The organism is Streptomyces sp. NPDC053076, from assembly GCF_044546845.1.
In the GTDB taxonomy this organism is placed as follows: domain Bacteria; phylum Actinomycetota; class Actinomycetes; order Streptomycetales; family Streptomycetaceae; genus Streptomyces.
In genome coordinates this window covers 108,538-135,533 of the sequence record NZ_JBITZL010000011.1, presented here as the reverse complement: position 1 = coordinate 135,533, position 26,996 = coordinate 108,538, and the positions used below count along the sequence as shown (strand labels likewise).

General features: G+C 72.0%; 18 protein-coding genes and 1 tRNA gene. 11 read left to right on the top strand and 8 right to left on the bottom strand.

All coding sequences use genetic code 11. From position 1 onward, the window contains the following. Positions 1 to 44: 44 nt before the first annotated feature. Positions 45 to 821 (top strand): SDR family NAD(P)-dependent oxidoreductase, encoded by a 777-nt coding sequence (locus tag ACIGYR_RS34125; RefSeq protein ID WP_399607354.1) that lies wholly within the window; start codon positions 45 to 47, stop codon positions 819 to 821. A 155-nt stretch (positions 822 to 976) separates the two neighbouring features. On the opposite strand, the gene ACIGYR_RS34120 is transcribed toward ACIGYR_RS34125, so the two are convergent. The 4 genes from ACIGYR_RS34120 to ACIGYR_RS34105 all read right to left on the bottom strand — a co-directional run bounded on the left by ACIGYR_RS34120 (position 977) and on the right by ACIGYR_RS34105 (position 8,897). Beyond that, on the bottom strand, positions 977 to 1,333 hold the full coding sequence (locus ACIGYR_RS34120; protein WP_391847998.1) for a MerR family transcriptional regulator: 357 nt from the start codon (positions 1,331 to 1,333) through the stop codon (positions 977 to 979). Positions 1,334 to 1,717: 384 nt separating this feature from the next. After that, positions 1,718 to 5,248, bottom strand: coding sequence for a transcription-repair coupling factor (gene mfd / locus ACIGYR_RS34115; protein ID WP_399607357.1), 3,531 nt, complete (start codon positions 5,246 to 5,248; stop codon positions 1,718 to 1,720). A gap of 230 nt (positions 5,249 to 5,478) precedes the next feature. Further along, positions 5,479 to 8,061, bottom strand: coding sequence for an ABC transporter permease (locus tag ACIGYR_RS34110; RefSeq protein ID WP_391848000.1), 2,583 nt, complete (start codon positions 8,059 to 8,061; stop codon positions 5,479 to 5,481). Then, complete coding sequence (locus tag ACIGYR_RS34105; RefSeq protein ID WP_399607360.1) at positions 8,058 to 8,897, bottom strand: ABC transporter ATP-binding protein; 840 nt, start codon at positions 8,895 to 8,897, stop codon at positions 8,058 to 8,060. Before ACIGYR_RS34105 ends, ACIGYR_RS34110 begins: the two co-directional genes overlap by 4 nt. Positions 8,898 to 9,341: 444 nt before the next feature. Between ACIGYR_RS34105 and ACIGYR_RS34100 the strand changes: the two genes are divergently transcribed. The 3 genes from ACIGYR_RS34100 to ACIGYR_RS34090 all read left to right on the top strand — a co-directional run bounded on the left by ACIGYR_RS34100 (position 9,342) and on the right by ACIGYR_RS34090 (position 13,596). Then, a complete protein-coding gene (locus ACIGYR_RS34100) occupies positions 9,342 to 10,838 on the top strand; it encodes an MFS transporter (protein WP_399607363.1) in 1,497 nt (498 codons plus the stop codon). A gap of 776 nt (positions 10,839 to 11,614) precedes the next feature. Further along, positions 11,615 to 11,953, top strand: coding sequence for a DUF485 domain-containing protein (locus tag ACIGYR_RS34095; RefSeq protein ID WP_399607563.1), 339 nt, complete (start codon positions 11,615 to 11,617; stop codon positions 11,951 to 11,953). A 62-nt stretch (positions 11,954 to 12,015) separates the two neighbouring features. Beyond that, positions 12,016 to 13,596, top strand: coding sequence for a cation acetate symporter (locus ACIGYR_RS34090; protein WP_399607565.1), 1,581 nt, complete (start codon positions 12,016 to 12,018; stop codon positions 13,594 to 13,596). A gap of 49 nt (positions 13,597 to 13,645) precedes the next feature. Here ACIGYR_RS34090 and ACIGYR_RS34085 read toward each other — a convergent pair whose 3' ends face one another. The 3 genes from ACIGYR_RS34085 to ACIGYR_RS34075 form a co-directional block, all read right to left on the bottom strand. Next, on the bottom strand, positions 13,646 to 14,518 hold the full coding sequence (locus tag ACIGYR_RS34085) for a DivIVA domain-containing protein (RefSeq protein ID WP_399607567.1): 873 nt from the start codon (positions 14,516 to 14,518) through the stop codon (positions 13,646 to 13,648). Positions 14,519 to 14,900: 382 nt separating this feature from the next. Beyond that, positions 14,901 to 17,363 carry an SUKH-4 family immunity protein gene (locus ACIGYR_RS34080; protein ID WP_399607569.1) on the bottom strand — a complete coding sequence of 821 codons (2,463 nt, stop codon included), beginning with the start codon at positions 17,361 to 17,363 and terminating at the stop codon, positions 14,901 to 14,903. A gap of 904 nt (positions 17,364 to 18,267) precedes the next feature. Then, positions 18,268 to 19,308 carry an SMI1/KNR4 family protein gene (locus tag ACIGYR_RS34075; protein ID WP_399607366.1) on the bottom strand — a complete coding sequence of 347 codons (1,041 nt, stop codon included), beginning with the start codon at positions 19,306 to 19,308 and terminating at the stop codon, positions 18,268 to 18,270. A 319-nt stretch (positions 19,309 to 19,627) separates the two neighbouring features. Here ACIGYR_RS34075 and ACIGYR_RS34070 point away from each other — a divergent pair, with 319 nt between their 5' ends. Beyond that, positions 19,628 to 20,143 (top strand): YwqJ-related putative deaminase, encoded by a 516-nt coding sequence (locus ACIGYR_RS34070; RefSeq protein WP_391848005.1) that lies wholly within the window; start codon positions 19,628 to 19,630, stop codon positions 20,141 to 20,143. A 220-nt stretch (positions 20,144 to 20,363) separates the two neighbouring features. Further along, the gene (locus ACIGYR_RS34065; protein ID WP_391848006.1) at positions 20,364 to 20,900 is read left to right on the top strand and encodes an SUKH-3 domain-containing protein; all 537 of its coding nucleotides are present in this window, start codon (positions 20,364 to 20,366) and stop codon (positions 20,898 to 20,900) included. 133 nt (positions 20,901 to 21,033) lie between these two features. Here the strand turns inward: ACIGYR_RS34065 and ACIGYR_RS34060 are convergent, their stop codons facing one another. Beyond that, positions 21,034 to 22,353, bottom strand: a complete 1,320-nt coding sequence (locus ACIGYR_RS34060) for a sensor histidine kinase (protein ID WP_399607370.1) — start codon at positions 22,351 to 22,353, stop codon at positions 21,034 to 21,036. Positions 22,354 to 22,655: 302 nt separating this feature from the next. Here ACIGYR_RS34060 and ACIGYR_RS34055 point away from each other — a divergent pair. From ACIGYR_RS34055 to pth, 5 genes are all read left to right on the top strand, one after another. Then, positions 22,656 to 22,727 (top strand) — tRNA-Gln (locus ACIGYR_RS34055). A gap of 116 nt (positions 22,728 to 22,843) precedes the next feature. Next, on the top strand, positions 22,844 to 24,292 hold the full coding sequence (glmU, locus tag ACIGYR_RS34050; protein ID WP_399607373.1) for a bifunctional UDP-N-acetylglucosamine diphosphorylase/glucosamine-1-phosphate N-acetyltransferase GlmU: 1,449 nt from the start codon (positions 22,844 to 22,846) through the stop codon (positions 24,290 to 24,292). Positions 24,293 to 24,444: 152 nt separating this feature from the next. Next, positions 24,445 to 25,425, top strand: a complete 981-nt coding sequence (locus ACIGYR_RS34045; RefSeq protein ID WP_391848009.1) for a ribose-phosphate diphosphokinase — start codon at positions 24,445 to 24,447, stop codon at positions 25,423 to 25,425. Positions 25,426 to 25,625: 200 nt separating this feature from the next. Further along, positions 25,626 to 26,219, top strand: coding sequence for a 50S ribosomal protein L25/general stress protein Ctc (locus tag ACIGYR_RS34040; protein WP_391848010.1), 594 nt, complete (start codon positions 25,626 to 25,628; stop codon positions 26,217 to 26,219). Positions 26,220 to 26,308: 89 nt separating this feature from the next. Then, entirely contained in the window at positions 26,309 to 26,911 is a 603-nt protein-coding gene (gene pth, locus ACIGYR_RS34035; protein ID WP_391848011.1) for an aminoacyl-tRNA hydrolase, read from the top strand. The last annotated feature ends 85 nt before the right edge of the window (positions 26,912 to 26,996 follow it).

The following is a 26,996-nucleotide window of genomic DNA, read 5'->3' as shown; positions in this document are numbered from 1 at the left end:
CGGCCTTGACCTTGTCACTGACGTCAGGGTCCGACGATCCGGACATGAGCGAGAACAGCCACGTCCTGGACAACCCCGCCCGGAGCCCCCGTACCGTCGTCGTGACCGGCGCCGGTACCGGTATCGGCCGGGCGACCGCGCGCGCGTTCGCCGCCGAGGGCGCCCGCGTCGTCGCCGTCGGCCGCCGGGCCGCACCCCTGACCGAGACCGCCGAAGGGCACCCCGGGATCACGCCCCTGCCCGCCGACCTGACCGCCGAGGACGGTCCCGGGGCCGTCGTACGGGCCACGCTGGAGCGGTACGGCCGGATCGACGTGCTCGTCAACAACGCGGCCGTCGTCACCGCCGACTCCCTGCGCGGCTACACGCGTACGTCGGTACGGCCGCTGCTGGAGACCAACCTCCTCGCGCCGGTGTTGCTCACCCAGGCCGCGCTGCCCGCCCTGGAGGAGAGCGGAGGTGTCGTGGTGAACGTGACGACGTCGGTGGGCCAGCGGGGCTGGCCCGGCAACTCCCTGTACGCGGCGGGCAAGGCGGCCCTGGAGGTGCTGACCCGCAGCTGGGCGGTGGAACTGGCGCCGCACGGCATCCGGGTGGTCGCCGTGGCGCCGGGCGCGATCGAGACACCGATCGCCCACCATTCCGGGTTCACCCCCGAACAGCGCGCCGCCCTGCGCGAGTGGCAGCTCGACCACACTCCCCTCGGCCGGGTCGGCCGGCCCGAGGAGGTCGCCTGGGCCATCAGCCGGCTCGCCTCCCCGGAGGCGTCGTTCGTGACGGGCGTGGTGCTGCCCGTGGACGGCGGCGCGGTCGTCGCCTGACCGGCGGGCCTCCGGGATCCGCCCGGCCCCCCAGGGGCTCCCGGACCCGCCGACAGGAGGCCCTGTCGGCCATGTGGGCGAGACCGTCGAACGGCCCGGACGACCGCGCCGGACCCATACCGTCGACGACATCACCCGAGGATGCCAACAGGCCGTCAGACGGTCTCGCCCGCCTCCCGCAGGGCCGCCGCCAGCCGGTCCCGTATCGCCGTCTGGGACGCGATGCGGGCATCGAGCACGGCCAGCCGGTCCCGGGCGACCTCCAGCCCCCGGGCGGAGGCGGGACCAGCGGTGACGTCGCCGTCCAGGCAGGCCAGGAACGCCCGGGCGTCGTCCAGGGTCAGCCCCGCCTCCAGCAGCCGGCGGATGTTGCGGACCCGGACCACGGTACGGGCGTCGTACTCGCGGTAGCCGTTGGCGGCGCGCACGGAGGTGATCAGGCCCCGCTGCTCGTAGTGACGCAGGGCGCGCGGTGTCGTTCCGGTCACCTCGGCCAGCTCACCGATCCGCACGCGCTCCTCTTTCTCGTCCCCGCCCTCGACCTCGTTCCGCGACGCCCGCATCCAACGACGCCCACACCCATCGGCGTTCCTGTTCAACGACGTCCCCCACCAGCAACGTCCCGCCCAGCGGCGTCCCCCGCCATGCAGCGTCCCCGCCCGACGGCGCCCCGCCCAGCAGCGTCCCCGCCCAGCGAGCCCCCCGCCCATCGGGGGACCCGCCCAGCGGCCGCTAGTGCTGTGGCCGGAAAGGTTTGCCGGAAGGCTCGCGGCGTCCGGTGCGGTGCATCGCAAGGCGGAGCATCACCCGCGTACTGGATGTACTCGGGTGATGCGACAACGCGGCGAGGTGCCGTGCCGGGCGCCGCGAGCCGGTGAACCTTTCCGGTCACAGCACTAGCTGAGGATCGAGGTGAGGAACTCGCCGACCCAGGCCAGCAGATCGCGGCCGACCAGCGGCTTGCCGCCCACCTTCGCGGTCTTCGGGCGCGGGACCAGCACCTGGTGCACGGTGGGCTTGATGACCGTGCCCGGATAGAGCCGCTTGACCCGCAGTTCCTGCGACTCGCGCAACTCCACCGGTGCGAAACGGATGTTGGTGCCCTGCAGGACCATCTCGCCGACGCCGCACGCGCGCGCGAGCATCCGCAGACCGGCCACCAGCAGCAGGTTCTCCACCGGCTCGGGCAGCTTGCCGTAACGGTCGGTGAGTTCCTCGCGGACGGCCTTGATGTCCGCCTCGCTGTTGGCGGAGGCGATGGCGCGGTACGCCTGCAGGCGCAGCCGCTCACCGGGTGCGTAGTCGTGCGGGACGTGCGCGTCGACGGGCAGCTCGATCTTGACCTCGAGCGGCGGCTCCTCCTCGATCTCGCCGGACTCCAGCTGGCGGCGGTAGTCGGCGACCGCCTCGCCGACCATGCGGACGTACAGGTCGAAGCCGACGCCGGCGATGTGCCCGGACTGCTCGCCGCCGAGCAGGTTGCCGGCGCCGCGGATCTCCAGGTCCTTCATCGCGACGTACATGCCCGCGCCCATCTCCGTGTGCTGGGCGATCGTCGCCAGGCGCTCGTGCGCGGTCTCCGTCAGCGGCTTCTCCGGCGGATACAAGAAGTAGGAGTAACCGCGCTCCCGGCCCCGGCCGACCCGGCCGCGCAGCTGGTGCAGCTGGGACAGGCCGAAGGTGTCGCCGCGCTCCACGATCAGTGTGTTGGCGTTGGAGATGTCGATGCCGGACTCCACGATCGTGGTGGACACCAGCACGTCGAACTTCTTCTCCCAGAAGTCGACGACGACCTGCTCCAGCGCGGATTCCGACATCTGGCCGTGGGCCGTGGCGATGCGTGCCTCGGGGACGATCTCGCGCAGTCTCGCCGCCGCCCGGTCGATGGACTCGACGCGGTTGTGGATGTAGAAGACCTGGCCCTCGCGCAGCAGTTCGCGGCGGATGGCCGCGCCGATCTGCTTCTCCTCGTACGGCCCGACGAAGGTGAGCACCGGGTGGCGCTCCTCCGGGGGCGTGGTGATCGTGGACATCTCGCGGATGCCGGTGACCGCCATCTCCAGGGTGCGCGGGATGGGCGTGGCCGACATGGTCAGCACGTCCACGTTCGCGCGGAGCTTCTTCAGCTGCTCCTTGTGCTCGACGCCGAAGCGCTGCTCCTCGTCGACGACGACCAGGCCCAGGTCCTTGAACTTCGTCTCGGAGGAGAACAGGCGGTGGGTGCCGATGACGACGTCCACCGAGCCTTCCTTCAGGCCCTCCAGGACGGCCTTGGCCTCGGTGTCGGTCTGGAAGCGGGAGAGCGCCTTCACGTTCACCGGGAACTGCGCGTACCGCTCGGAGAACGTCCCGAAGTGCTGCTGCACCAGCAGGGTCGTGGGGACGAGGACCGCCACCTGCTTGCCGTCCTGGACGGCCTTGAAGGCGGCCCGTACGGCGATCTCGGTCTTGCCGTAGCCGACGTCGCCGCAGATCAGGCGGTCCATGGGGACCGTCTTCTCCATGTCCTCCTTGACCTCGGCGATGGTGGTGAGCTGGTCCGGGGTCTCCGCGTAGGGGAAGGCGTCCTCCAGTTCGCGCTGCCAGGGGGTGTCGGTGCCGAAGGCGTGTCCGGGGGCGGCCATGCGCGCGCTGTACAACTTGATCAGGTCGGCGGCGATCTCCTTGACGGCCTTCTTCGCGCGGGCCTTGGTCTTCGTCCAGTCCGCGCCGCCGAGGCGGTGCAGGGTGGGTGCCTCGCCGCCGACGTACTTGGTGATCTGCTCCAGCTGGTCGGTCGGGATGTACAGCCGGTCGCCGGGCTGGCCGCGCTTGGCGGGCGCGTACTCGACGACCAGGTACTCGCGGGTGGCGCCCTGCACCGTGCGCTGCACCATCTCGATGTAGCGGCCGACGCCGTGCTGTTCGTGCACGATGTAGTCGCCCGGCTCCAGGGTGAGCGGGTCGATGGTCTTGCGGCGGCGGGCCGGCATGCGGGCGCCGTCGCGGCTCGCGGTGCGCTGGCCGGACAGGTCGGTCTCGGTGAGCACGGCGAGCTTGAGCGCCGGGTCCACGAAGCCGTACTCGATCGAGCCGCAGGAGACGTGCACCACCGACGGGCTCAGCTCGCCGAGGTCGGCGTCCATGCGGGCGGCGATGCCCTCGCCGCCGAGCACCTCCACCGTGCGTGCGGCCGGGCCGTGGCCCTCGGTGAGGAACACCGCGCGCCAGCCCTCGGAGAGCCAGCCCTTGGTGTCGGCGAGGGCGCGGGCGGTGTCACCGCGGTAGGTCTCGGGCGCGTGCATGCCGAGCTTGAGGGTGTCGGCCTCGAGTTCGAGATCGGCGGCGAACGGCGACACCGACCACCACATGACGTCCAGCTCGCGCGCGCGGTCACGGACGTCGGCGATGGACCACAGGGAGGCCGCGCCGACGTCGATCGGGGCCTCGCCGCCGCCCGCGGTGGCCGCCCAGGACGCCTGCAGGAACTCCTGCGAGGTCGCCACGAGGTCGGCGGCGCGGGTACGGACCCGCTCCGGGTCGCAGACGACGGCCATCGCGCCCTTGGGCAGCACGTCGAGCAGCAGCTCCATGTCGTCCACCAGGACCGGGGCCAGGGACTCCATGCCCTCCACGGCGATGCCCTCGGCGATCTTGCCGAGCAGTTCGCCCAGCTCGGGGTGTTCCTCGGCGAGGGCACGCGCGCGTGCCCGTACGTCGTCGGTGAGCAGCAGCTCGCGGCAGGGGGGTGCCCACAGGCCGTGCTCGGCGACTTCGAGGGAACGCTGGTCGGCGACCTTGAAGTAGCGGATCTCCTCGACGTCGTCGCCCCAGAACTCGATGCGCAGGGGGTGTTCCTCGGTGGGCGGGAACACGTCCAGGATGCCGCCGCGCACGGCGAACTCGCCGCGCTTCTCGACGAGCTCCACGCGCGCGTAAGCGGCGGCGGCGAGGGCTTCGACGATCTCGTTCAGGTCGGCGCTCCGGCCGGTCTTCAAGGACACCGGTTCCAGGTCGCCGAGGCCCTTGACCTGGGGCTGGAGCACGGAGCGCACGGGTGCGACGACGACGGAGACGGGGCCGGTCTCGGGGTCGTCCGGGCTGGGGTGGGCAAGGCGCCGCAGGACGGCGAGGCGGCGGCCCACGGTGTCGCTGCGCGGGCTGAGCCGCTCGTGCGGGAGGGTCTCCCAGGAGGGGTACTCCACGACGCCCTCTTCGGGCAGCAGGGAGCGCAGGGCGGCGGCCAGGTCCTCGGCCTCCCGGCCCGTGGCCGTGACCGCCAGCACGGGGCGGCCGGCCTCGCGGGCCAGGGCGGCGACGGCGAAGGGGCGGGCCGCCGGGGGGCCGACGAGATCGACATGCGGGCGGTTGCCGTCCGCTGCCGCCGCGATCGCTTGCGCGAGGGCGGGGTCCTTGACGACGGCGTCGAGCAGACCGTGCAGGCTCATGGAGGAGGCTTTCCGTCCGAGTGTGGGCAACGCGAAGAGCCCGACGCGGGTGACCGGCCGGGGTGTCCAGCGTACGTCGCCTCGCCGGGCGGCGTCGGGGCTGTGGACAACCTCCGCCGTGCCCCCCACGGCCGGGAACCCGGCGCCGGGAAGTCCCCCAGGACTCCCCGGCGCCGGGTTCTCCCCCGCAACCCCCGTATGCGGTGGCTCTGCAGGCCCGGCCTGGGCGGCTAGTCCGTCGCGATGGCGTTCAGGACGTTCATCCGGGCCGCCCGGAACGCCGGGACCAGCGCGGCGAACAGGCCCACGAAGGCGGAGCCGATGAAGACCGCGGTGATCGTCGGCCAGGGGATCTCCAGGATTTTCAGCCCCTCCAGGGCGAGGAGCTTCTGGGCGGTCGCGCCCCAGCCCATGCCGAGGCCGAGGCCCAGCAGGGCGCCGAAGACGGCGATCACCACGGACTCCAGGCGGATCATGCGGCGCAGCTGGCGGCGGGAGAGGCCGATGGCCCGCATGAGGCCGATCTCCCGGGTCCGCTCGACCACGGACAGTGCCAGGGTGTTCACCACACCGAGGATCGCGACGATGATCGCGAGCGCCAGCAGGCCGTAGATCATGTTCAGCAGCTGGCCGATCTGGTCCTTCAGCTCCTGCTTGTAGTCGGTCTGGTCGCGCACGGTGTACTGCGGGAAGTCGTCGTGCAGCGCGGCCTTGAGCGCCTTGTAGGCGGCGGTCTCCTGCCCTTCCTCGGCGGTGGCGAAGACCAGGACGTCGAGTGGCATCCGGTCGGCCGGCACGTACCTGGCCGCGGTGGCGATGGAGGCGTACATCGCACCCTTGTCGATGACGACGTCGTCGCTGGTGATCGCGCGGACCGTCAGCCTGGCCGTCCTGCCGTCCCTGAAGTCGACCGCGACCTTGGAGCCGAGGGCGAGGCCGTGCTGCTTGGCGAAGCCCTCGAAGACGGACATCGAGTCGGGCTCGTAGGCGTCGGCGAGGTTGCCGGCGACCGTCTTGGTGCGCAGGTCCCGCGCGTAGCTCGGGTCGGCCGCGTTGATGGACTCGCCCTTGGAGACGCGGCCGTCCGGCGTGGTCAGGGTCGCGTCCAGGGCCCTGTACTCGGTGACCCGCTTCAGGCCCGGCGTCTTCTTGATCGCCTCGACCGCCTGCGGGACGATCTCCTTGCCGTTGTCGTCCTGGATGATGAAGTCCGTGCCCACCGTCTTGTCCAGCTGGTCGGTGGCGGAGGCCACCATGGACGAGCCGACCACCGACAGGCAGGCCACCAGGGCGAGGCCGATCATCAGGGCGGCGCCGGTGGCGCCGGTGCGGCGCGGGTTGCGCAGGGCGTTGCGTTCGGCCATCCGGCCCACGGGTCCGAAGATCCGCAGGATGACCGCGCCGAGGACGCGGACCAGGCCGCCGGCGAGCAGCGGGCCGATGACGACGAAACCGATCAGGGTGAGCACCACGCCCAGCCCCAGCCAGCCCGAGCCGGTGGTGGCCTTGTCGGCGGTGGCGGCGACGTACAGGCTCCAGCCGCCGACGGCGGTGAGGAGCAGGCCGATGACAGCCCGGACGGCACCGGCCTTGGCGTCGGCCGGGGCGCCGGCGTCGCGCAGGGCGGCCATCGGGGAGATCTTGCCGGCGCGCCGTGCGGGCAGGTAGGCGGCGAGGACGGTGACGACGACGCCGAGCAGCAGGCCGAGCGCGGGGGTGGTCCAGGCGACGGTCAGGTCGTCGGTGGACAGGTGCATGCCCATCTGGCCCATGAGTTTCATCAGGCCGACCGCGATGCCGACCCCCGCGCCGACGCCGAGCACGGAGCCGAGCACGCCGAGCAGCAGCGCCTCGATCAGCACCGACCGGTTGACCTGCTTGCGGGAGGAGCCGACGGCGCGCATCAGGCCGATCTCGCGGGTGCGCTGGGCGACCAGCATGGAGAAGGTGTTGACGATCAGGAAGATGCCGACCAGGAAGGCGATACCGGCGAAGCCGAGCATCGCGTACTTCATGACGTTCAGGAAGCTCTGGACGTCCTTCTGGTTGGCGTCGGCGACCTCCTTGGCGGTCTGCACCTTGTAGCCGTGGCCGAGTTCGGCGGACACGTTCCGCTTCAGCCGCGCGTCGCTCACGCCCTCGACGGCGGTGACGTTGACGTTGGTGTAGACGCCGGTCCGGCCGACCAGGGTCTGCTGGGCGGTCTTCGTGTCCAGGTAGAAGATCGCCGCGCCGGGGTTGGTGACCTTGAAGGCGGCGATGCCGGACACGCGCGCGTGGTGCGTACCGACGACCGTGATCACACCTATCTCGTCGCCGAGCTTCAGGTGGTGCTTGTCGGCGGTGTCGGCGTCGACCATCACCTGGTCCGGGCCCTTGGGCGCCGTACCGGAGGTGATCTCCATGGTGCGGGCGTCGTTGCCGTTCCAGCTGCCGACGATGGTGGGCGCGCCGCTGCTGGGCGACAGCTTGTCCTTGTCGGCGTCGACGACGGTCACCGAGGTGGAGAACACCGTGCCCTCGGCCGACTTCACGCCCTCGGCCCCGCGGACCTCTCCGAGGACGGAGGCCGGCACGACCGGCGGCTTGCCGGTGCGGGAGGTGGTCTCGCCGCTGTCGGAGGAGCCCTTGGCGCTGACCGTCACGTCCGAGGAGGTTGCCTGGAACAGCTTGTCGAAGGTGGTGTTCATCGTGTCGGTGAACACCAGCGTGCCGCACACGAACGCCACCGACAGCAGCACCGCCATCGCCGACAGCGCCATACGCCCCTTGTGCGCGAAGAAGTTGCGCAGCGAGGTCTTCAGGACGGTCATGACGTGCGCCCCCGGGCGTCGAAGTCCTTCATGCGGTCAAGGACCTGCTCCGCCGTCGGCTGGTACATCTCGTCGACGATCCGGCCGTCGGCGAGGTAGAGCACGCGGTCGGCGTAGGAGGCGGCCACGGGGTCGTGGGTGACCATGACGATGGTCTGGCCGAGTTCGTCCACCGAGCGGCGCAGGAAGCCCAGGACCTCCGCTCCCGCGCGCGAGTCGAGGTTTCCGGTCGGCTCGTCACCGAAGATGATTTCCGGGCGGGCGGCGAGCGCGCGGGCCACGGCGACGCGCTGCTGCTGGCCGCCGGAGAGCTGGGTCGGCCGGTGCTTGAGGCGTCCGGCGAGCCCGACGGTCTCCACGACTTTGTCCAGCCAGGCCCGGTCCGGCTTGCGGCCGGCGATGTCCATGGGCAGCGTGATGTTCTCGATCGCGTTCAGCGTGGGCAGCAGGTTGAACGCCTGGAAGATGAAGCCGATCCGGTCCCGGCGCAGCTGGGTGAGCTTCTTGTCCTTCAGGCCGGTGATCTCGGTCTCGTCGAGGAAGATCTGACCGCCCGTCACGGTGTCGAGTCCGGCCAGACAGTGCATCAGCGTGGACTTGCCGGACCCCGAGGGGCCCATGATCGCGGTGAACTGCCCGCGGGCGATGTCCACGTCGACGTGGTCCAGGGCGACGACACGGGTCTCACCGGACCCGTAAGCCTTCACGACCTGCCGCGCCCGTGCGGCAACGGCCGTGCTCCCTGCCGCCACCCGGCCACCGCCCCTCATCGAGGCGCCGCGCGCCACACCATCCGAATCGCCCCCGTGCCCGGGAATGGTCACAGCCGATGTCACGGTATGTCTCCTATGTCGGTTGACAGGTCGATGAGAGGTGCCCGGTGTCCCGGGATGTCGTTCTGGGTACGCCCATGAGTCTCGCGTCCGGCCGGGGCGTCGCGCGCTGGTGCGAAGCCCCGTCTTCCCGGGGGGAAAACCCCACCCCCGTCGGTGCGGCCCGCCGCCCCCCAGCGGCGTAAAGCCAGGTTAAGGAGCGGCCCCGGCCCATCTCGTCCTCCGCCGGGACGAACCCTCCCCGAGCCGTAGTACGGAGGAACCCCTAGGGGAGCTCCACCGGCGGGTGGAGCCGCTCTCGGGGGCGCCTCCACCCTTCGGTGCGGGGGGCTCCACCCTTGCGCCGCCGCGGAGCCGCGTCGCGCCGCCGTGGGAAGCTGTCGTCCCGGACATGGGTGCAGGGGGCAACGGGGTAGCTTCCGACGGGAAGCACGGGAGGGGTGTGCGGTGGGGAGTACGACACCGGCGATACGCGACGGCGCCACCCGGCGGCAGGGCACCGGACGGCGGGGCGCGGTGGTCGCCGCGCTCATGCTGTCGATGGCACTGGCGGCTCTCGACTCCACCGTGGTCTCCACGGCCGTACCGCAGATCGTCGGCGACCTCGGCGGGTTCTCCGTCTTCTCGTGGCTGTTCTCCGGCTATCTGCTCGCCGTCACCGTCACGCTCACCGTGTACGGCAAACTGTCCGACACCTTCGGCCGCAAGCCGGTGCTGGTGGTGGGCGCGGCCGTGTTCCTGCTGGGTTCGCTGCTGTGCGCGACGGCCTGGAACATGGGGGCGCTGATCGCGTTCCGGATCGTGCAGGGCCTGGGCGGCGGCGCGTTGCAGGGCACCGTGCAGACGCTGGCCGCCGACCTCTACCCGCTGGCGGAGCGCCCGAAGATACAGTCCAAGCTGTCGACGGTGTGGGCGGTCTCCGCCGTGGCCGGCCCCGGGCTCGGCGGGGTGCTCGCCGCGTACGCCGACTGGCGCTGGATCTTCCTGATCAACCTGCCGATCGGCGCCGCCGCCCTGTGGCTGATCATCCGTCACCTGCACGAGCCGGAGCGGGAGAAAGCGCCCCACGCGCGGGTGGACTGGGCCGGGGCGCTCGCGGTGTTCGCGTGCGGTGGGGTGCTGCTGACCGCGCTGGTGCAGGGCGGGGTCGCGTGGCCGTGGCTGTCGGCGCCGTCGCTGGCCCTCTTCGGCACGGGCCTCGCCCTGGTCGCCGTGGTGGTGGCGGTGGAGCGGCGCACCGCCGAGCCGATCATCCCGGGGTGGGTGTGGCGGCGCCGCACGATCGCGGCCGTCAATCTGGCGCTCGGCGCGCTCGGGCTGCTGATGGTGGCGCCCTCGGTGTTCCTGCCGACATACGCGCAGTCGGTGCTCGGACTCGCCCCGGTGTCCGCCGGGTTCGTGCTGTCGGTGTGGACGCTCAGCTGGCCGGTGTCCGCCGCGTTCAGCCAGCACCTGTACCGGCGGATCGGCTTCCGGGACACCGCGCTGTTCGGCATCGGCCTGGCGGCGCTGATCCTGTGCGCGTTCCCGTTCCTGCCGTATCCCGGGTCCTGGTGGCAGCCGACGCTGCTGATGCTGCTGCTGGGCGGGGCACTGGGACTGTTCCAGCTGCCGTTGATCGTCGGGGTGCAGTCGACCGTGGGCTGGTCGGAGCGGGGCACCACGACCGCCTCGGTCCTGTTCTGCCGGCAGACCGGCCAGACCCTCGGCGCGTCCCTGTTCGGCGCCGTCGCCAACGGGGTGCTGGCCGCGCGGCTGGGCGGGGCGGGCGACCTGGACTCCATCACGCGCGCGCTGGACGCCGGTACGGCCCCCGAGGCGACCCGGCGGGCGATCGCCGCGGCGGTGCACGCGGTCTATCTGGGGGCGGCGGGCGCGGCGGCGCTGGCGTTCGTGGTGCTGCTGGTGGTGGCGCCTCGGCGGTTTCCGGTCATCCAGGAGTGAGCGACACCACGACCGGTGACCGGGCGGACGCCACAGCCACCGGCACCGAGCGGACGTCTTAGGCACCGGCACCGGCACCGGCACCGGGAGAACGTCTCCGCCACCGGTGCCGGGTGAACGCCTCCACCACGGGCACCGGGTGAAGGTCTCCACCACCGGCACCGGGTGAACACCTCCACCACGGCACCGGGTCAAGGTCTCCACCACCGGTGCCGGGCGAACCTCCCCATGGCCGGTCACCGGGCGAACCTTCCGTTGCCGGTCACCGGCTGAACGCTTCCGTGAGACTTCGCCCAGCGGGTCGTACAGCCGCCGGCCGACTCGGGTACCGCCCCAGATCGGTGCCGTTGCCGGGCAGTAAGCGCATACCGACTGGCCCGTTTGGTGAAAACGCCCCGTCCCCCGTACTCCGCGAGTAGCGTGCGTGGCCCAGTTCCCCCACCTCCCTGCGGTCCGCCGCCACGGACCCGAGCCACGCAAGGAGCCCCGGGATGTCCCACGACCCGCCGCGCCCGCCACACCCCTCGCAGCCGCCGTACCCCGGGCGGCCGACGTACCCCTCGCAGCCGCCCTATCCGGGGCGGCCGACGTACCCCTCGCAGCGGTCGCAGCCGCCGTACACCTCGCGACCGCCGCAACCGTCGTACCCCTCGCAGCCGCCACAGCCGCCACAGCCGCCGTATACGTCACAGCCGCCGTACAGGTCGCACTCGTCGTACGCGTCGCACTCGTCGTACGCGTCGCCGCCGACCTATCCCTGGCGGCCTCCCGAACCCCTGCCCCCGGCCCGTCGGGCGCCCCGCGAACCCCTCGGCCACCACAGCGACCTGCGCGTGCTGCGCAGTGCCTACCGCTGGCAGCGGCGCACCGCCACGCTCACCGCGCTGGGCTACTTCACGCTCTTCCTCGTCCTGTCCGCGTACGCGCCCGGTGTCATGACGAGCACCGTCGCCGACGGCATCCCGGCCGGCCTGCTGCTCGCCCTCATCCAACTCCCCGTGACCTGGCTCGCGATCGCCCTGTACGAGCACACGGCACGCCGGCACGTCGACCCGCTCGCCGACCGCATCCGCAGGCAGACCGAGCTGGACGCGCGCCGAGGAGCCACGCGGTGACCGGCGCCGCCGGCTCCTCGACCGGCGTCCGCTTGCCCGGCTTCAGCGACTCCGCCCAGGCCATGTCCCTGGTCGCCTTCTCCACCGTCGCCACGGTGACCCTGCTGCTCTGCGTGATGACCGGCCCCGACGGAGACGACCTGGACGAGTTCTACACCGGTTACGGCTCCCTGTCCCCGCTGCGCAACGGCCTCGCCATCGCCGGCGACTACATCTCCGCCGCCACCGTCCTCGGCACCGGCGGTGTGATCGCCCTGTGCGGCTACGACGGTGTCGTCCTCGCCCTCAGCACGGCGCTGTCGCTGATGCTGCTGATGTTCCTGCTCGCCGAACCACTGCGCAACGCGGGCCGGTTCACCATGGGCGACGCGCTCGCCCGCCGGCTGCCGGGCCGCTGTGTCCGGGCCACGGCCTGCGCGGTGACCATCGCCGCGCTGCTGCCGCTGATGCTGGTCCAGCTGGCCGGAACCGGGCAGCTGATGGCCTTCATCCTCGGTTTCACCAACGAGTCCCTGAAGACCGGGTGTGTCGTCGGCCTCGGCGCCCTGATGATCGCCTACGCGGCGATCGGCGGTATGAAGGGCACCGCGCTCATCCAGATCCTGAAGATCGTGATGCTGCTCGGCTCCGGCGCCGTGGTCGCCGTCCTGGTCCTGCGCCGCTTCGACTGGGACCCGGGGACCCTGTTCACCACCGCGGCGCGGCAGAGCGGCACCGGACCGGACTTCCTGCGCTCCGGGCTGCAGTTCGGCACCACCCCCTGGTCCCGCGTCGACATGATCGCCTCGGAGCTGACCGTCGTGCTCGGCGGCGCCTGCCTGCCGCACATCACCATGCGCATGTACACCGCCTCCAGCGCCCGCCAGGTACGCCGCTCCCTGTCCTGGGCCGTGTCGCTCGTCGCCCTGTTCGTGCTGGTCATCACGGTGGTGGGGTTCGGCGCCACCGCACTGCTCGGGCGTACGGCGGTCTCCGCGGCCGACCCGCAGGGCAACACGGCCTATCTGCTGGGCTCGCGCGCGGTGTTCGGCGCCGACGTGTCCACGGCGGAGACCTTCCTGTTCACCATGGTCACCACCGCCGTCTTCCTGACCCTGCTCGCCTCGGTGGCCGGGATGATCCTCGCCTGCGCCAACTCCCTCGCGCACGACGTGTTCGCGGCCCGGGTCCAGGAGATGACGGCCCGCCGCGAGATGGCCCTGGCCCGCTTCTCGGCACTGGCCATAGGGGTGCCGACGATCCTGCTGGCCACCCTGGTGCAGCACCACAGCCTGCAACCCCTGGTGACGCTCTCCTTCTGCCTGGGCGCCTCCGCCCTCGCGCCCACCCTGGTCTACGGCCTGTTCTGGCGCCGCTACACCCGCGCCGGGCTGATGGGTTCGCTGATCGGGGGATCGGTGACCGTTCTGCTGCTGATGCCGGGCACCGATCTCGTCTCCGGGTCGCCCGTCTCGGCGTTCCCGGACGCCGACTTCAACTGGTTCCCGTTCACCACCACCGGCATCGTCTCCATCCCGGCCGGCTTCTTCTTCGGCTGGCTGGGCACGGTGCTGTCGGGCCGCGCGAAGGCGGAACAGCAGCGGCGCCAGTACGAGGCGGTGGAGGGACGGATCCTGGCGGGGACGGTACGGACGGGAGACTGACACGGCACCGGAAGGGAGGCGGACGCGGCGCCCGCCGGGCCCTGGCGACCTACTCCATGGCCACTCTGCCGGTCAGCGACAGGAGGCTGTCGCGTACGGAGTCCATGTGCGCCTGGACGTCGTCCCAGGTGTCGCCGTGCTCGCGCAGCACCCGTTCGGTCTCCCCGGCGATCTGCTCCTCGCGCACGCGCGCGTCGGCGATGATCTCGGCGGCACGCGCGCGTGCCTCCTCCTGGGAGCGACGGGCGGTCTCCTCGGCCTCCCCGAGGGCCCGCACGGCCTCGGCCAGCGCGGCCTCGGCCCGGCTCGCCCGTTCGGCGTGCCGGGCGTCCAGCGCGGCCATCTGCTCGGCCTCCTCGCGTTCGGCCGCGGCCCAGCGCTCGGCGTACTCCCGGGACTGCTCGGCGAGCATGCCGGCGGTGCACTCGCGGGCCTCGCGCACCGCGGCGAGCGCCTCTCCGCGCCCCGTCTTCACTCCGCGCCGGGCGCCGATGCGGATGTCGTCGGCCTCGGCCCGCGCCGCGAGGATCCGCTGGGCGGCGCGTTCGTCGGCCTCCGCGCGGAGCGCGTCCGCCGCTTCGCGCGCCTCCTGGCGGACGCGCTCGGCGTCAGCCTCGGCCTGCGCGGCCAGCTGCCGGGCTTCGTGCCGCGTGCGCTCGATGAGGTCCGCCGCCTCCTCCCGCACCGACTGGAAAAGACGCCGCGCGCCCTCCCCGAGCGTCTCGTACGTCTGCGGTCCCAGCTCCGCGACGGCCTCGCGCCACCGCACGGCCTCCGCCTCCATGTCCTTGGCGAGCACGGTCAGCCGGGCGGCACGCTCCCAGGCGGCGTCCCGGTCGTCGGACAGCGCCTCCAGGTACGCGTCGACCTGGTCGGGGCGGTAGCCGCGCCCCCGGACGGTCACGAAGCCGTGCGGCGGCATCGATGCGCTGCTCACCCTGGGGACTCCTCTCCACCGGACATACACGACAGAATGATTTCGCGCATATCTTGATGGATCGGGCCTAAACGTTCACAACGCGACACTCCGTAGTCGGGTCACGGTCGCAACGTCGCAGTTGGCGCTCGGCGTGGCGGACGCGAGGACCTGGAACATCCCCCTCGCAAGGGTGACGGTGCTGCTCCGAACGGCGGCCCCCGCCGAAGGCCGGCCCGCGGCGCACCGCAGTGGGCCGGGACGCCCGCGGAAACGCGTCGGGCCCTTCACGCGCGCGTGAAGGGCCCGAGGGCTCACCCGTCCGGCGGGCGGTGGTGCGTTACAGCAGCCCGTCCCACGGCCCACCCGTCCGGCGGGCGGTGGTGCGTTACAGCAGCCCGTCCCACATCTGCTCCAGCAGCACCGACCACCAGCTCTCCGGCGAACCGAGCGCCGCCGGGTCCAGCGCGGCCAACTGCGCCTGGAAGTCGACGGTCCAGCGGCCCGCCTGCTCCTGGTTCAGCCCGAACCGCAGGCGCCACATCCGGCCCAGCAAGGCCAGGCACCGCGCGAACTCCGGCAGGCCGGAGTTCACGAACTGCGGCGGCACCGGCGCACCGCCCGGCCCGGCCTCGACCGGCACGGCGACGATGTTCGCCGTCCCGTACTGCACACAGATCGCCTTGCCGAAGTCGGTGCCCATCACCAGGTACGAGCCCGCGTCCGCCGCCGGCTGCACCCCGCGCTCGGCCGCCAGCTCCGCCAGCGTCGGCACCGGGCGGCCCGGCTGCGCCTGCGCCCAGAAGAACGGGCCCATGTCCAACGGAAGTCCGGCCACCACCAGCGTGTGCGCCACGATCGGCGGCACGCCCTGCCGGGACACCGCCTGCTGCTGGGACCGGAAGACGCCCGGCCCGAACGCCGCGGCCAGCTCCTGCGCGATCCCCTCCGGCGGCACCGGCGGCACCGCCTGCACCGGCGGCAGCGGCGCCCGCACCGGCGCAGGCCGCGCGGGACCGTCCGCCACCTGGTGCAACTCGCCCTGGTGCGCCAGCAACTGCTGCATGCCCTGCTGCCGGCTCGCGTGATCCGTGCCGTACGGCGCGATGCTCGTGATCCGCGCCTGCGGCCACTGCTCGCGGATCATCCGCGCACAGTAGGCGCCCGGCAGCTCGCACGACTCCAGCTCGGTGTGCAGTTCCAGCACCTGGTCCGGTGGCACGCCCATGGCCCGCAGCTCGTGGAAGATCTGCCACTCCGGGTGCGGCGTGCCCGGCGCCGAACGCCGGATCAGCTGCTGCTCGGAGCCGTCCTGCGCGCGGTAGCGCAGTACGGCCTGATAGCCCGGTCCGACCGTCGGCTGCCCCTGCTGCGGATACCCGTACGCCGGCCCCTGCCCCGGCATCGGCGCACCCGGCGGGGGCATCGCACCGGGCGGCATCGACGGCGAGGCGCCCGGCCCGCCCGGGGGCATGCCAGGGGCGCCCGGCATGCCGAGTGCGCCGGGGGCGGCCGGCGGCGGAGGCGCGCCCGGACCGGCCACCGGCGGAGCGGACAGCACGGTCTCGGCGTGATGCACGGCCCCGCGACCACCGCCGACGCCACCCGGAGCACCGGGCGCGCCGGGCACACCCGGGACGCCGGGCGGCTGCGGGGCGCCGGGGGCGTTCGGCGGCTGCGGGGCACCGGGCGCGGCGGGCATACCCGGGGCAAGGGGGGCACCAGGCGGGTTCGGCATGCCCGGGACGCTTCCCGCACCCTGCGCACCCGGGGTGACCGGCGCACCAGGGACACCCGGAGCACCCGGAGCACCCGGAGGCTGCGGGGCTGCCGGAGGCTGCGGGGCACCAGGGGCACCCAGGGGGCCTGGAGGTTGCGGGGCGTTCCCGCCCATCTGACTCGGGTCGGCCAGCACCGTGGCCGCCTGGTGCACGCCGCCCGAAGGGGCACCACCCGGAGCTCCCGGCGGCGCGACAGGCGCGTTGGGGGCGTCCGGCGCGTTCGGGGCGCCCGGCGCCCGCACCCCGTCCGCGCTCCCCGGACCGGCCGGCGCGCCCGCGCCGCCCTGTGCCTCGAGGCCCTCGGCGCCAAGCGCCGACACCAGCTGCGTCGGTACGTACCCGCCCGCGGGCGCACCCGGCGCGGGGGGAGGCGTCGCGCTGCCCGGACGCGCGCCCGGCGTGCCGGGAGCGCCCGGTGGCGGAGGCGGCGCGCCCGCTCCACCGCGCGCCTTCCTCGGCGGCGGAGCCGCCTTGCTCGTCGCGGCGTCCGCGATGTCCCCGGCGTGGGGCGCGAGCGACCGCGCGGGCGCACCCGGGCCCGCCGGGGGCTGCGGCGCGTTCGGCACGCTGCCCGGCGCCTGCGGATAGCCGTAGCCCGGGGCACCCTGCGGAGCGTCGGGACCCTGCGGGTAGCCGTACGGAGCGCCCTGCGGCGGAGGCGGCGGCGTGCTGCCCTGCGGAACGCCCGGCGCACCGGGAGCCGTGGGGGGCGCGGGCGGAGTGGCGTGCGCCGGAGGGTAGGGAGGTACGCCCGTCGGAGGCGTGCCCGGGGCCGGTGCCGCGTGCGGATGGCCGTACGCCGACCCGCCCGGTGGCGTACCCGGGACCGCCGACGCGTGCGGATGGCCGTACGCGTCCACGCCCGGTGGCGGCGGGGGCGTGCCGCCCTGGCCGACGCCCGGCGCACCGGGAGGAACGGGCGCCCCGTGGGTGCCGGGCGCACCCGACGTGTGGGCGCTGCCGGGCGCCCCCGGCACGCCGCCCTGCGAGCCCGGCGTGAAGCCCGGCGTGCCCGACACGTCGAGCGCCGGCGAGACCGCCGTCGGCGGCAGTTGGCTACCGGCCGACATCAACGCCGTCGGCGCGTCCGGCGCGACCGCCGGTGGCCGCGGCGCATCGTCCACATCGGTCAACGGCGGGGCGAACACCGTCGCGGGCAGCGGCACGGAACGGTCGTCCTCACCGGTCTCCGCGTTCGTGTCGGTACCGGCCCAGGGCGTGGCACCCGGAGGCACGTCCACCGGAGCAGGCACCCCTGGCGCACCGCTGGTACCCGTACCACCACTCGAAGCGGACAAGCCGTCAGAAACCGGCAGACCATCAGAAACCGGCAAGCGGTCGGAAACCGCACCCGCATCCGTACCCACGCCCGCGGTCCCAGCCGGACCCGAAGCCGCAGCCGAACCCGAAGCGGCCGGACCCACAGCCGGACCCGCAGCCGAACCCGAAGCGGCCGGATCCACAGCCGGCCCCGGACTCACAGCCGGAGCCGGAGCCGGACCCGGAGAAGTCGGGCTCGGATTCGGAGTCGGATCCGGAGCCGGCGCAGTCGGGGTCGCCGCCGCGTCCTGCGGCCGTCGGTCACCCAGCCCCAGCTTGTCCGCGGCCTCCTGCAACCACTCCGGAGGAGTCAGCAGGAACGACGTCTGATTGAGATCCACACGGGCAGGAGCGGGCGGCGGAACCGCATCCCGCGGCTCGTCGGCAGCGCCGTACTCCTCCTCGTACCGGCGGATCACCTCACCCACCGGCAGGGCCGGCCACAGCGTCGCCTCCCCGCTGTCCCGGGCGATGACGAGCCGCTGGCCGCCCGCGTCCGAACGCGGGCCCTCCGCCCGGTCCTCGCCCCACACCACGAACCCCAGCTCGAACTCCCGTACCCGCACCTCACGGTGCTGGTACACGGGAACGTCGCCGTTGATCCACTCCTCGGCGCGCTCCTGCGCCTGCGCGTAGGTCACCATCGCCTGAAGCTCACTCCCCCACCGGGCCGGAAGACACCGGGCCGGCAGACACCGGGACGACACGGGCGAAACCGCCGTCCACCATCAGATTGGCCACCGTCTCCAACTCCGGCGGACTACCGGCCAGCCGGGACAGGAAGGCGTCGAAGTCGTCACCGCACGGCAGCAGCAGGCGCTCCACCCGCTCCGCCGGCGACCACGACGGATCCACGTCCCGCACATCGTCGTACGCGCAGAACCACACCGTGCCGAGCCGCTCGCCCTTCACCTTCACCGCGAGCAGGCCGCCCTGCACGAAACCCACACCGAGGTAATCCTTCGTCAGGTGGTCGCGCAGACACTTGTTCACATACACCAGGTCATTGACCGCGGCCTCGTCCCGCACCGTGAAGAACGGCTGGTCCAGCAGCAACCCCAGCTCGGCGTCGAGCGCGGTACCCACCGGCGCGCAGCCGCCCGCCGCCTTCAGGAACGAGCGATAGGCGCCGGGCAGCCGGTAGCCCAGCTCCTCCTCGACCCCCTGCACCTGCGCCTCCGTCACCGCCACACCCGACTTCGGCAGCCCGAAGTGCGCCGGCCGCGACTCCTGCAACGGCCGCGTACCGCGCTTGGCGTGATCCACCGCCGTCGTCGCCACCCCGCCGTGATGCCGCAGCAGCGCCTTCACCTCGACCGGAATCAGCTCAAGCCGCCGCGTACCCGCCACGTGATGCCACGTCCAGCCGTGCGGCGTCGCCACGTCCGGCACCGTGTCCCACAACTCGTGCCCCGCCGCCGCCAACGCCGCGTTCGCCGACACATAATCCGTCAGCCGCAGCTCGTCGACCCCGAAACCCTCCGGCGGCTCGGCGATCTCCACCGCCACGCGCGCGTACGGCGAGAAATCCGGATGACCGCGCTCATCGACCCGTACCCCTCTCGGGTGACGCGCCGCCCGGACCGGATCGGGAAAATGCACGACCTGCCCGGCATAGGCCGCATTCGGCGGCGCGGCTTGTCCCCCAGCCTGGCGGCTGGGCGGCGCCCCCAGCCCGAGCCGACCTGTCGTCATGGCGGTAGCCCCCTGCGGCGTTCTCTCTGGCCTGAACGGCGGTGTCGATCGCGGATGCCGACAGCCTATGCGGTACGCGAACCCCGGTCACCGGCCCACCGCGTCCCCACGGCATCCCCGCGACCCGCACCCTCCCGGGCGACGACGAGAAGGCGACCGGCGGCCGACGCGGAACCTCCCCCCGCCTCCGTGACCAGCCGTCACCCCACCGTCACACCCTGCCCGGAACGGGCGTGTCGCAGCGCCCCAGCTTCCGCACCAGCCACGGCATTTGGCACCCTGTGTCCGTCGGGGGGATGCCCGGGGAGGAATAACGATCATGAACGCCTTGCAGACCGGAGGTGCCGACGTGCGGGCCGGCGACCCTCGCATCGACTGGAGCGGCACCGACACAGCCCCCGCCCCGGCCCTCCGGCACCGGCGCGACGGCATCCTGCCCACCGTCGCCGCCGCCCTCTCCGTCCGCGGCGCCACCCTCACCGGCACCGCCGCCCGCGGCGACCGGCCACCGGCCCTGCACCCCCTCGTCCAGGACTTCCTCGACACCCTCACCAGCGCCCAACGCGACCGCTTCACCGGCCGCTGCGCCGAGACCATCCTCCTGTCCCGGCACATCGCCGCCGCGGACGCCGCCCGCAGCAAACGCGCCGCCCGCAGACCCATGACCAACGGCGAAGCACGCAAAGCGCTCAGACACGCCAAACTCACCGCCCGCCGCATACGCGAGGACGGCGACCCCCTCCACGGCAGCTTCGCCGGCCCGTGCCGCGCCTGCACCGCCCTCAGCGCCCACTTCGGCGTCCGCATCGTCGACCCCGCCGGAACCGACGACTGACCCCACCCGTCCATCCCGACAACACCGTCACCACCACGGGGCCACCAGCGGCACCAGTCCCATCGACACCTCCGTCACCACGGGACCATCACCACCGGCGCCCCACCGGCACCCCTCGCACCAGTAGCACCACCCGCCGGCGATCACCACCAGCACCCCCGGCGCCATCACCACCGCACCACCCGCAACCACCCGACCGCGCACGACGAACGAAGGGCAGATGCACGCCGACCGCGCCTCCTCCCCCAAGCACCCGGCTCCACCCGTGCACGGGACGGCATCCCCACCGCGCTTCCCCGTACCCGCCGACGCCGCCCTGCGCGCCGCCGGCTGGCAACCCGGACGCTGGGACATAAAGCAGGCCGAGATCTGGGCCGACACCCTGCGCGAACACACCTCACCCGCCGGACACCGGCACACCGTGTTCCCCGCCGCCGTCGAAGCCTGGGCCGAATTCGGCGGCCTCCGCATCACCCCCACCGGACCCGGCCGCCAGATCGCCCCCGCCACCCTCCACCTCGACCCGATACACGGCCTCCACCTCGCCCGCACCCTCGGCGACCTCGGCCGCGCCCTCGGCACCGAGCTGTGCCCCCTCGGCGAGGAAACCGACACCGCGGCCCTCCTCGCCATCGACGCCGAAGGCCGCGTCTACACCATCGACCACACCGGCGACTGGTACGCCGGCCCCGACATCGACCACGCCCTGACCACCCTCATCACCGGCATACAACCGGTACGCCTCACCGCGGGCTGAACCCAGAGACACCCCCGGCACCACCCTCAGCCGGCCCCAGAACCAGAACCAGCGCCCGCGGCCGGGCACAGGCAGAGCCGTGCGGCGCCCACCAGTCGCGGGCGGCCCCGCACGGCCGCAGTCGCCGGCGGCCCTACGCCGCCGCCGGAATCACCGCGGACACCCGGAAACCACCCGCGTCCGTCGGCCCCGACACGAACACACCACCCAGCGCCACGACCCGCTCCCGCATCCCTACCAGGCCGTTCCCGCCCGACGGCAGCCCCGCCGACGACGCCGACGCAGGCTCCGGCGGCGGCTCGTTCTCCACCTGCATCGCGATCTCCGACACCCGATGCGCCAGCCGCACATACGTCTTCGCACCCGCCGCATGCTTGTGCACGTTCGTCAACGCCTCCTGCACCACCCGGTACGCCGTCTGCTCGATCTCCGCCACATACGACCGCACCTCCCCCTCCACCGACAGATCCACCACCATCCCCGCGGCAGCCGACTGCCCGATCAACTCCTCCAGCTCCGACAGACACGGCCCCTCCGCCGCCCCCGCCTCCACGGCCGCCGCCCTGGACGCCGCCTCCACGGCCGCCTCCCCGACCGCCGCCAACGGCACCACCGCGGACCGCCGGCCCGCACCCTCCCCCGCCCGCAGCACGCCGAGCATCTCCCGCAACTCCGTCAACGCCTGCCGGCCCATGTCACCCACCAGCACGGCGTTCCGCACCGCCTTCTCCGGATCCTTCCGCGCGACCGCCTGCAGCGCCGCCGCATGCACCACCATCAGGCTCACCCGATGCGCCACCACGTCGTGCATCTCCCGCGCGATCCGCGTCCGCTCCTCGTTGCGCGCCCACTCGGCCCGCTCCTCCGCCCGCTCCGCGAGCAACTGAAGCTCCCGCTCCAACGAGTCCGCCCGCTCCCGCAGACTCTCCATCAACCGTCGCCGCGCCCCCACGTACAGGCCCAGCAGAACCGGCGGAGCCGTCAGCCCCAACGCCGTCGTCACCGCCGCGAACGGCACGAACCAGTCACCGAGCGTCAGATCCCCGCGCGCCATGTCCTGCCGCACCCGCACGAACGTCACGATCGCCGTACCCAGCAGCGACATCCCCGCCAGCGACCCGATGACCCGTCGCGGCAGCTCGCACGCCGCCAGCGTGTACAGGCCGACGACGCCCATCAGGAAACCCATCTCGGCGGGCGTGATCGCGATCGCCACCAGCACCACGGCGAGCGGCCACTTCCGGCGCACCAGCAGCACCGCACCGGCGACCAGTCCGAACACGATCCCCACGGACGCCGGGATCCCCGCCTCCCGGGCGAACGGAATCCCCTCCGCGGCGCACTCCACGGCGGACACCGACGCGAGGGCCCCGTCGAGCACCGCGCTGCGCCACCTCGCCCACCACCAAGGGCCGGTCAGGGCCCTGGTGTGATCTTCCCCCGTCGTGGTCATGCCTCCAGCCTACGGGCGACGGGTGGGGCTTTTCCGGTGAGTTTCCCCTACCTCCACACACCACACTCCGTTACCGAAGGACCGCGAAACCACCCGGTATCCCTCGAACTGGTGAACCCTTCGCGTTCGACCCTGGAAGCGAGCACTCGAAAGAACACCGGAGACGGCTACTACGGCTGCCTCATCGTCCGAGTTCTCCAGGGAGCCGAGTTGTACCGTCGCGTCGAAGGCTGATGGTGCGGCATAGTAGGTGCCGCGACCTCAACAGACTAGCTAAATGTCCGTTTAGGGAGCTTTTGCAATCCCCTGTGGTGTAATCGGCAACACGGGTCACTTTGGATGATTTGTTCCAGGTTCGAGTCCTGGCAGGGGAGCTCCACACACAACCGGGCCCTGACACCACCGTCAGGGCCCGCGCTCATATCCCCCGGAACTCCCCCCGGTATCCTGCGGCTGTCACCCCCACCCATCGAAGCCGAAGGGCAACCCCGTGAGCGCCATCCGCCCGGCCGCCGTCGTCGTTCTCGCAGCGGGTGAGGGCACCCGTATGAAGTCGGCCACACCGAAGGTCCTGCACGACATCTGTGGTCGTTCCCTGGTCGGCCATGTGCTGGCCGCAGCCCGTGAGTTGGACCCCGCGAACCTGGTCGTCGTCGTGGGCCACGCCCGTGAGCAGGTCACCGCGCACCTGGCCGAGGCCGACCCCGGCGTACGGACGGCCGTACAGGCCCAGCAGAACGGGACCGGGCACGCCGTGCGCATGGGCCTGGAGGAGCTGGGCGGAGCCGTGGACGGGACCGTGGTCGTCGTCTGCGGGGACACGCCGCTGCTGACCGCCGACACCCTCACGCGGCTCGCCGAGACCCATCGGGCGGACGGCAACGCCGTGACCGTCCTCACCGCCGAGGTGCCGGACGCGACCGGTTACGGCCGGATCGTGCGGGACGACGCGACGGGTGCCGTCACCGCGATCGTGGAGCACAAGGACGCGACCGACGCCCAGCGGTCGATCCGCGAGATCAACAGCGGTGTGTTCGCCTTCGACGGGCAGCTGCTGGCGGACGCGCTGAAGCAGGTGCGGACGGACAACAGTCAGGGTGAGGAGTACCTCACGGACGTGCTCGGGATCCTGCGGGAGGCCGGGCACCGGGTGGGGGCCTCGGTGGCCGGTGACCATCGGGAGATCGCCGGGATCAACAACCGGGTGCAGCTCGCCGAGGCCCGGCGCATTCTGAACGAGCGGCTGCTGACGCGGGCGATGCTGGACGGGGTGACCGTCGTGGACCCGGCGTCGACCTGGGTGGACGTGACCGTCACCTTCGAACGGGACGCCTTGGTGCACCCGAACACGCTGCTCACGGGGTCGACGCACGTCGGTGAGGGCGCGGAGGTGGGCCCGAACAGCCGGCTGAAGGACACCCGGGTGGGTGCGGGGGCGCGGGTGGACAACACCGTGTCGGACGGGGCCACGGTGGGGCCGGAGGCGTCCGTGGGGCCGTACGCGTATCTGCGGCCCGGTACGCGGCTCGGTGTGCAGGCGAAGATCGGTACGTATGTGGAGACGAAGAACTCCTCGATCGGTGAGGGGACGAAGGTTCCGCATCTGTCGTACGTGGGTGACGCGACGATCGGTGACTTCACGAACATCGGGGCGGCGAGTGTGTTCGTGAACTACGACGGTGAGAACAAGCACCACACCACCGTCGGGTCGCACTGCAAGACGGGCTCGGACAACATGTTTGTGGCTCCTGTCACGGTGGGGGACGGTGCCTACACCGCCGCCGGGTCCGTGATCACGAAGGATGTGCCGCCCGGTTCGCTGGCCGTGGCCCGTGGTCAGCAGCGGAATATCGAGGGTTGGGTGGCGCGGAAGCGTCCGGGCAGCGCGGCGGCGAAGGCGGCCGAGGCGGCGTCCCGGCAGGGCGACGGCGAGGACTGACCGGAAACGGGTGCGCCAAACACGGCGTACCGTGATAGGTGCACATCCGCACACGTGCACCCGCACCCTTACCAGCTGATATGGCCTCTCATGCCCAGCCGAGAGGTCGCTGACAGCCGGCTGGCTGAGACAACCTCTGAGGAGACAGTGCTGTGACCGGGATCAAGACGACCGGCGAGAAGAAGTTGATGTTCTTCTCCGGCCGCGCCCACCCCGAGCTTGCCGAGGAGGTCGCCCAGCAGCTGGGTGTCGGGGTCGTCCCGACGAAGGCCTTCGACTTCGCGAACGGTGAGATCTACGTCCGTTACCAGGAGTCGGCTCGTGGTGCGGACTGCTTCCTGATCCAGAGCCACACGGCTCCGATCAACAAGTGGATCATGGAGCAGCTGATCATGATCGACGCGCTGAAGCGTGCGTCGGCTCGCTCCATCACGGTGATCGTGCCGTTCTACGGTTACGCGCGGCAGGACAAGAAGCACCGGGGTCGTGAACCGATCTCGGCGCGCATGGTCGCGGATCTGATGAAGACGACGGGTGCGGACCGGATCCTGACCGTGGATCTGCACACCGATCAGATCCAGGGTTTCTTCGACGGGCCGGTGGACCATCTGTTCGCGCTGCCGCTGCTGGCGGACTACGTGGGCCGCAAGGTGGACCGGGCGAAGCTGACGGTCGTCTCACCGGACGCGGGCCGGGTGCGGGTGGCGGACCGGTGGTGCGACCGGCTCGGTGCGCCGCTGGCGATCGTGCACAAGCGGCGTGACAAGGACGTGGCGAACCAGGTGACCGTCCACGAGGTCGTGGGTGAGGTCAAGGGCCGGGTGTGTGTCCTGGTGGACGACATGATCGACACGGGTGGGACGATCTGTGCGGCCGCGGACGCGCTGTTCGCCCATGGTGCGGAGGATGTCATCGTCACGGCGACGCACGGTGTGCTCTCCGGGCCGGCCGCGGACCGGCTGAAGAACTCGCGGGTGAGTGAGTTCGTGTTCACGAACACGTTGCCGACGCCGGCGGAGCTGGGCCGGGACCTGGACAAGATCACGGTGCTGTCGATCGCTCCGACGATCGCGAGCGCGGTGCGTGAGGTGTTCGAGGATGGTTCGGTGACCAGCCTCTTCGACGAGCAGTGAGGTTTCTGCGGCGCCGTTGCCGGCGTTAGCGGTTGATCCTTTTGGGTGCGGCCTCCCCCTCCGAGTAGACTGACGCAGTTGCTCGGCGAGGGAGGCCGTGTCCGTTCCGGACGCGGCGGTCCGTTATCGACGCGCTCTTCGTAGCAGGCCGTTCGTGGCCGGGTGACCACGTCCGTTCCGATTTTCTACGAGGAGTGACCATGTCCGAGGTGAAGCTCGCCGCCGAGACCCGTACCGAGTTCGGCAAGGGTGCGGCCCGTCGCATCCGCCGTGACAACAAGGTTCCGGTTGTTCTGTACGGCCACGGCATCGACCCGGTGCACCTGGCCCTGCCGGGTCACGACCTGCTGCTGGCGCTGCGTACGCCGAACGTCCTGATCGCCCTGGAGATCGACGGCAAGGCCGCCGAGCTGGCGATTCCGAAGGCTGTGCAGCGTGACCCGCTGAAGGGCTTCCTGGAGCACGTCGACCTGCTGCTGGTCAAGCGTGGCGAGACGGTCACGGTGGAGATCCCGGTGCACACCGAGGGCGAGCTGGCCGCGGGTGGCAACCTGCTCGAGCACGTCCTGAACGCGCTGCCGGTCGAGGCCGAGGCCACGCACATCCCCGAGGCCGTCACGGTTTCCGTCGAGGGCCTGGAGGCCGGTGCCTCCATCCACGCCAAGGACATCACCCTGCCGAGCGGCGTGACCCTGGCCGTCGAGGAGGACACCGTGGTCCTTCAGGTCCTGGCCGCGCAGGCCGAGGAGTCCGCGGGCGAGGAGACCGAGGGCGAAGAGGCCGCGGAGGCCTGATCCTCGTCGTCGGGGTGTGATCCTCGAAGTCGTCGTTTCGTCAGCCGCTGTTCCCCGTGGGGGCAGCGGCTGGCGCGTATCAAGGAGACATGGACGTGACCACTCCCGCCAACGACCCCTGGCTCGTCGTCGGGCTCGGTAATCCCGGGCCGGAGTACGCCATGAACCGGCACAATGTCGGCTTCATGGTGGCCGACCTGCTCGCGGAGCGGATCGGGGGGAAGTTCAAGCGGGCGGGCAAGGCGCAGGCGCAGGTGCTGGAGGGGCGGATCGGACCCGCCGGGCCGGCCAACCGCCGGGTGATCCTGGTGAAGCCGATGTCGTACATGAACCTGTCCGGTGGTCCGGTGAACGCGTTGAAGGACTTCTACAAGGTGCCGGTGGCGAATGTCGTGGCGGTCCATGACGAGCTGGACATCGATTTCGGCACGTTGCGGCTGAAGCTGGGTGGCGGGGACAACGGGCACAACGGTCTGAAGTCGATGACGAAGGCGATGGGGCCGGACTATCACCGGGTGCGGTTCGGGATCGGCCGGCCGCCGGGGCGGATGCAGGTGGCCGATTTCGTGCTGAAGGACTTCTCGTCGGCGGAGCGCAAGGAGCTGGGGTACTTCGTGGACCGTGCGGCGGACGCGGTGGAGTGTCTGGTGGCGGAGGGTCTGGAGCGGACGCAGAGCACGTACAACTCGTGAGCGCCGCAGTGGGTGGTCGCGTTCGCGGGTGGGCGACGGCCCGGTCTCGTGGGCGGGCGGGTGCCTGATATCGCTCGCGGGTGGG

What these genes read in the sequence shown, in the direction of transcription:
- ACIGYR_RS34125 (WP_399607354.1), top strand. Translation starts at nt 45, where the DNA reads ATGAGCGAGAACAGCCACGTCCTGGACAACCCCGCCCGGAGCCCCCGT.
- mfd (WP_399607357.1), bottom strand. Translation starts at nt 5,248, where the DNA reads ATGAGCCTGCACGGTCTGCTCGACGCCGTCGTCAAGGACCCCGCCCTC.
- ACIGYR_RS34110 (WP_391848000.1), bottom strand. Translation starts at nt 8,061, where the DNA reads ATGACCGTCCTGAAGACCTCGCTGCGCAACTTCTTCGCGCACAAGGGG.
- ACIGYR_RS34090 (WP_399607565.1), top strand. Translation starts at nt 12,016, where the DNA reads ATGTCCCTGGTCGCCTTCTCCACCGTCGCCACGGTGACCCTGCTGCTC.
- ACIGYR_RS34085 (WP_399607567.1), bottom strand. Translation starts at nt 14,518, where the DNA reads ATGCCGCCGCACGGCTTCGTGACCGTCCGGGGGCGCGGCTACCGCCCC.
- ACIGYR_RS34080 (WP_399607569.1), bottom strand. Translation starts at nt 17,363, where the DNA reads ATGTCGGCCGGTAGCCAACTGCCGCCGACGGCGGTCTCGCCGGCGCTC.
- ACIGYR_RS34075 (WP_399607366.1), bottom strand. Translation starts at nt 19,308, where the DNA reads ATGACGACAGGTCGGCTCGGGCTGGGGGCGCCGCCCAGCCGCCAGGCT.
- ACIGYR_RS34070 (WP_391848005.1), top strand. Translation starts at nt 19,628, where the DNA reads ATGAACGCCTTGCAGACCGGAGGTGCCGACGTGCGGGCCGGCGACCCT.
- ACIGYR_RS34065 (WP_391848006.1), top strand. Translation starts at nt 20,364, where the DNA reads ATGCACGCCGACCGCGCCTCCTCCCCCAAGCACCCGGCTCCACCCGTG.
- ACIGYR_RS34060 (WP_399607370.1), bottom strand. Translation starts at nt 22,353, where the DNA reads ATGACCACGACGGGGGAAGATCACACCAGGGCCCTGACCGGCCCTTGG.
- ACIGYR_RS34040 (WP_391848010.1), top strand. Translation starts at nt 25,626, where the DNA reads ATGTCCGAGGTGAAGCTCGCCGCCGAGACCCGTACCGAGTTCGGCAAG.
- pth (WP_391848011.1), top strand. Translation starts at nt 26,309, where the DNA reads ATGGACGTGACCACTCCCGCCAACGACCCCTGGCTCGTCGTCGGGCTC.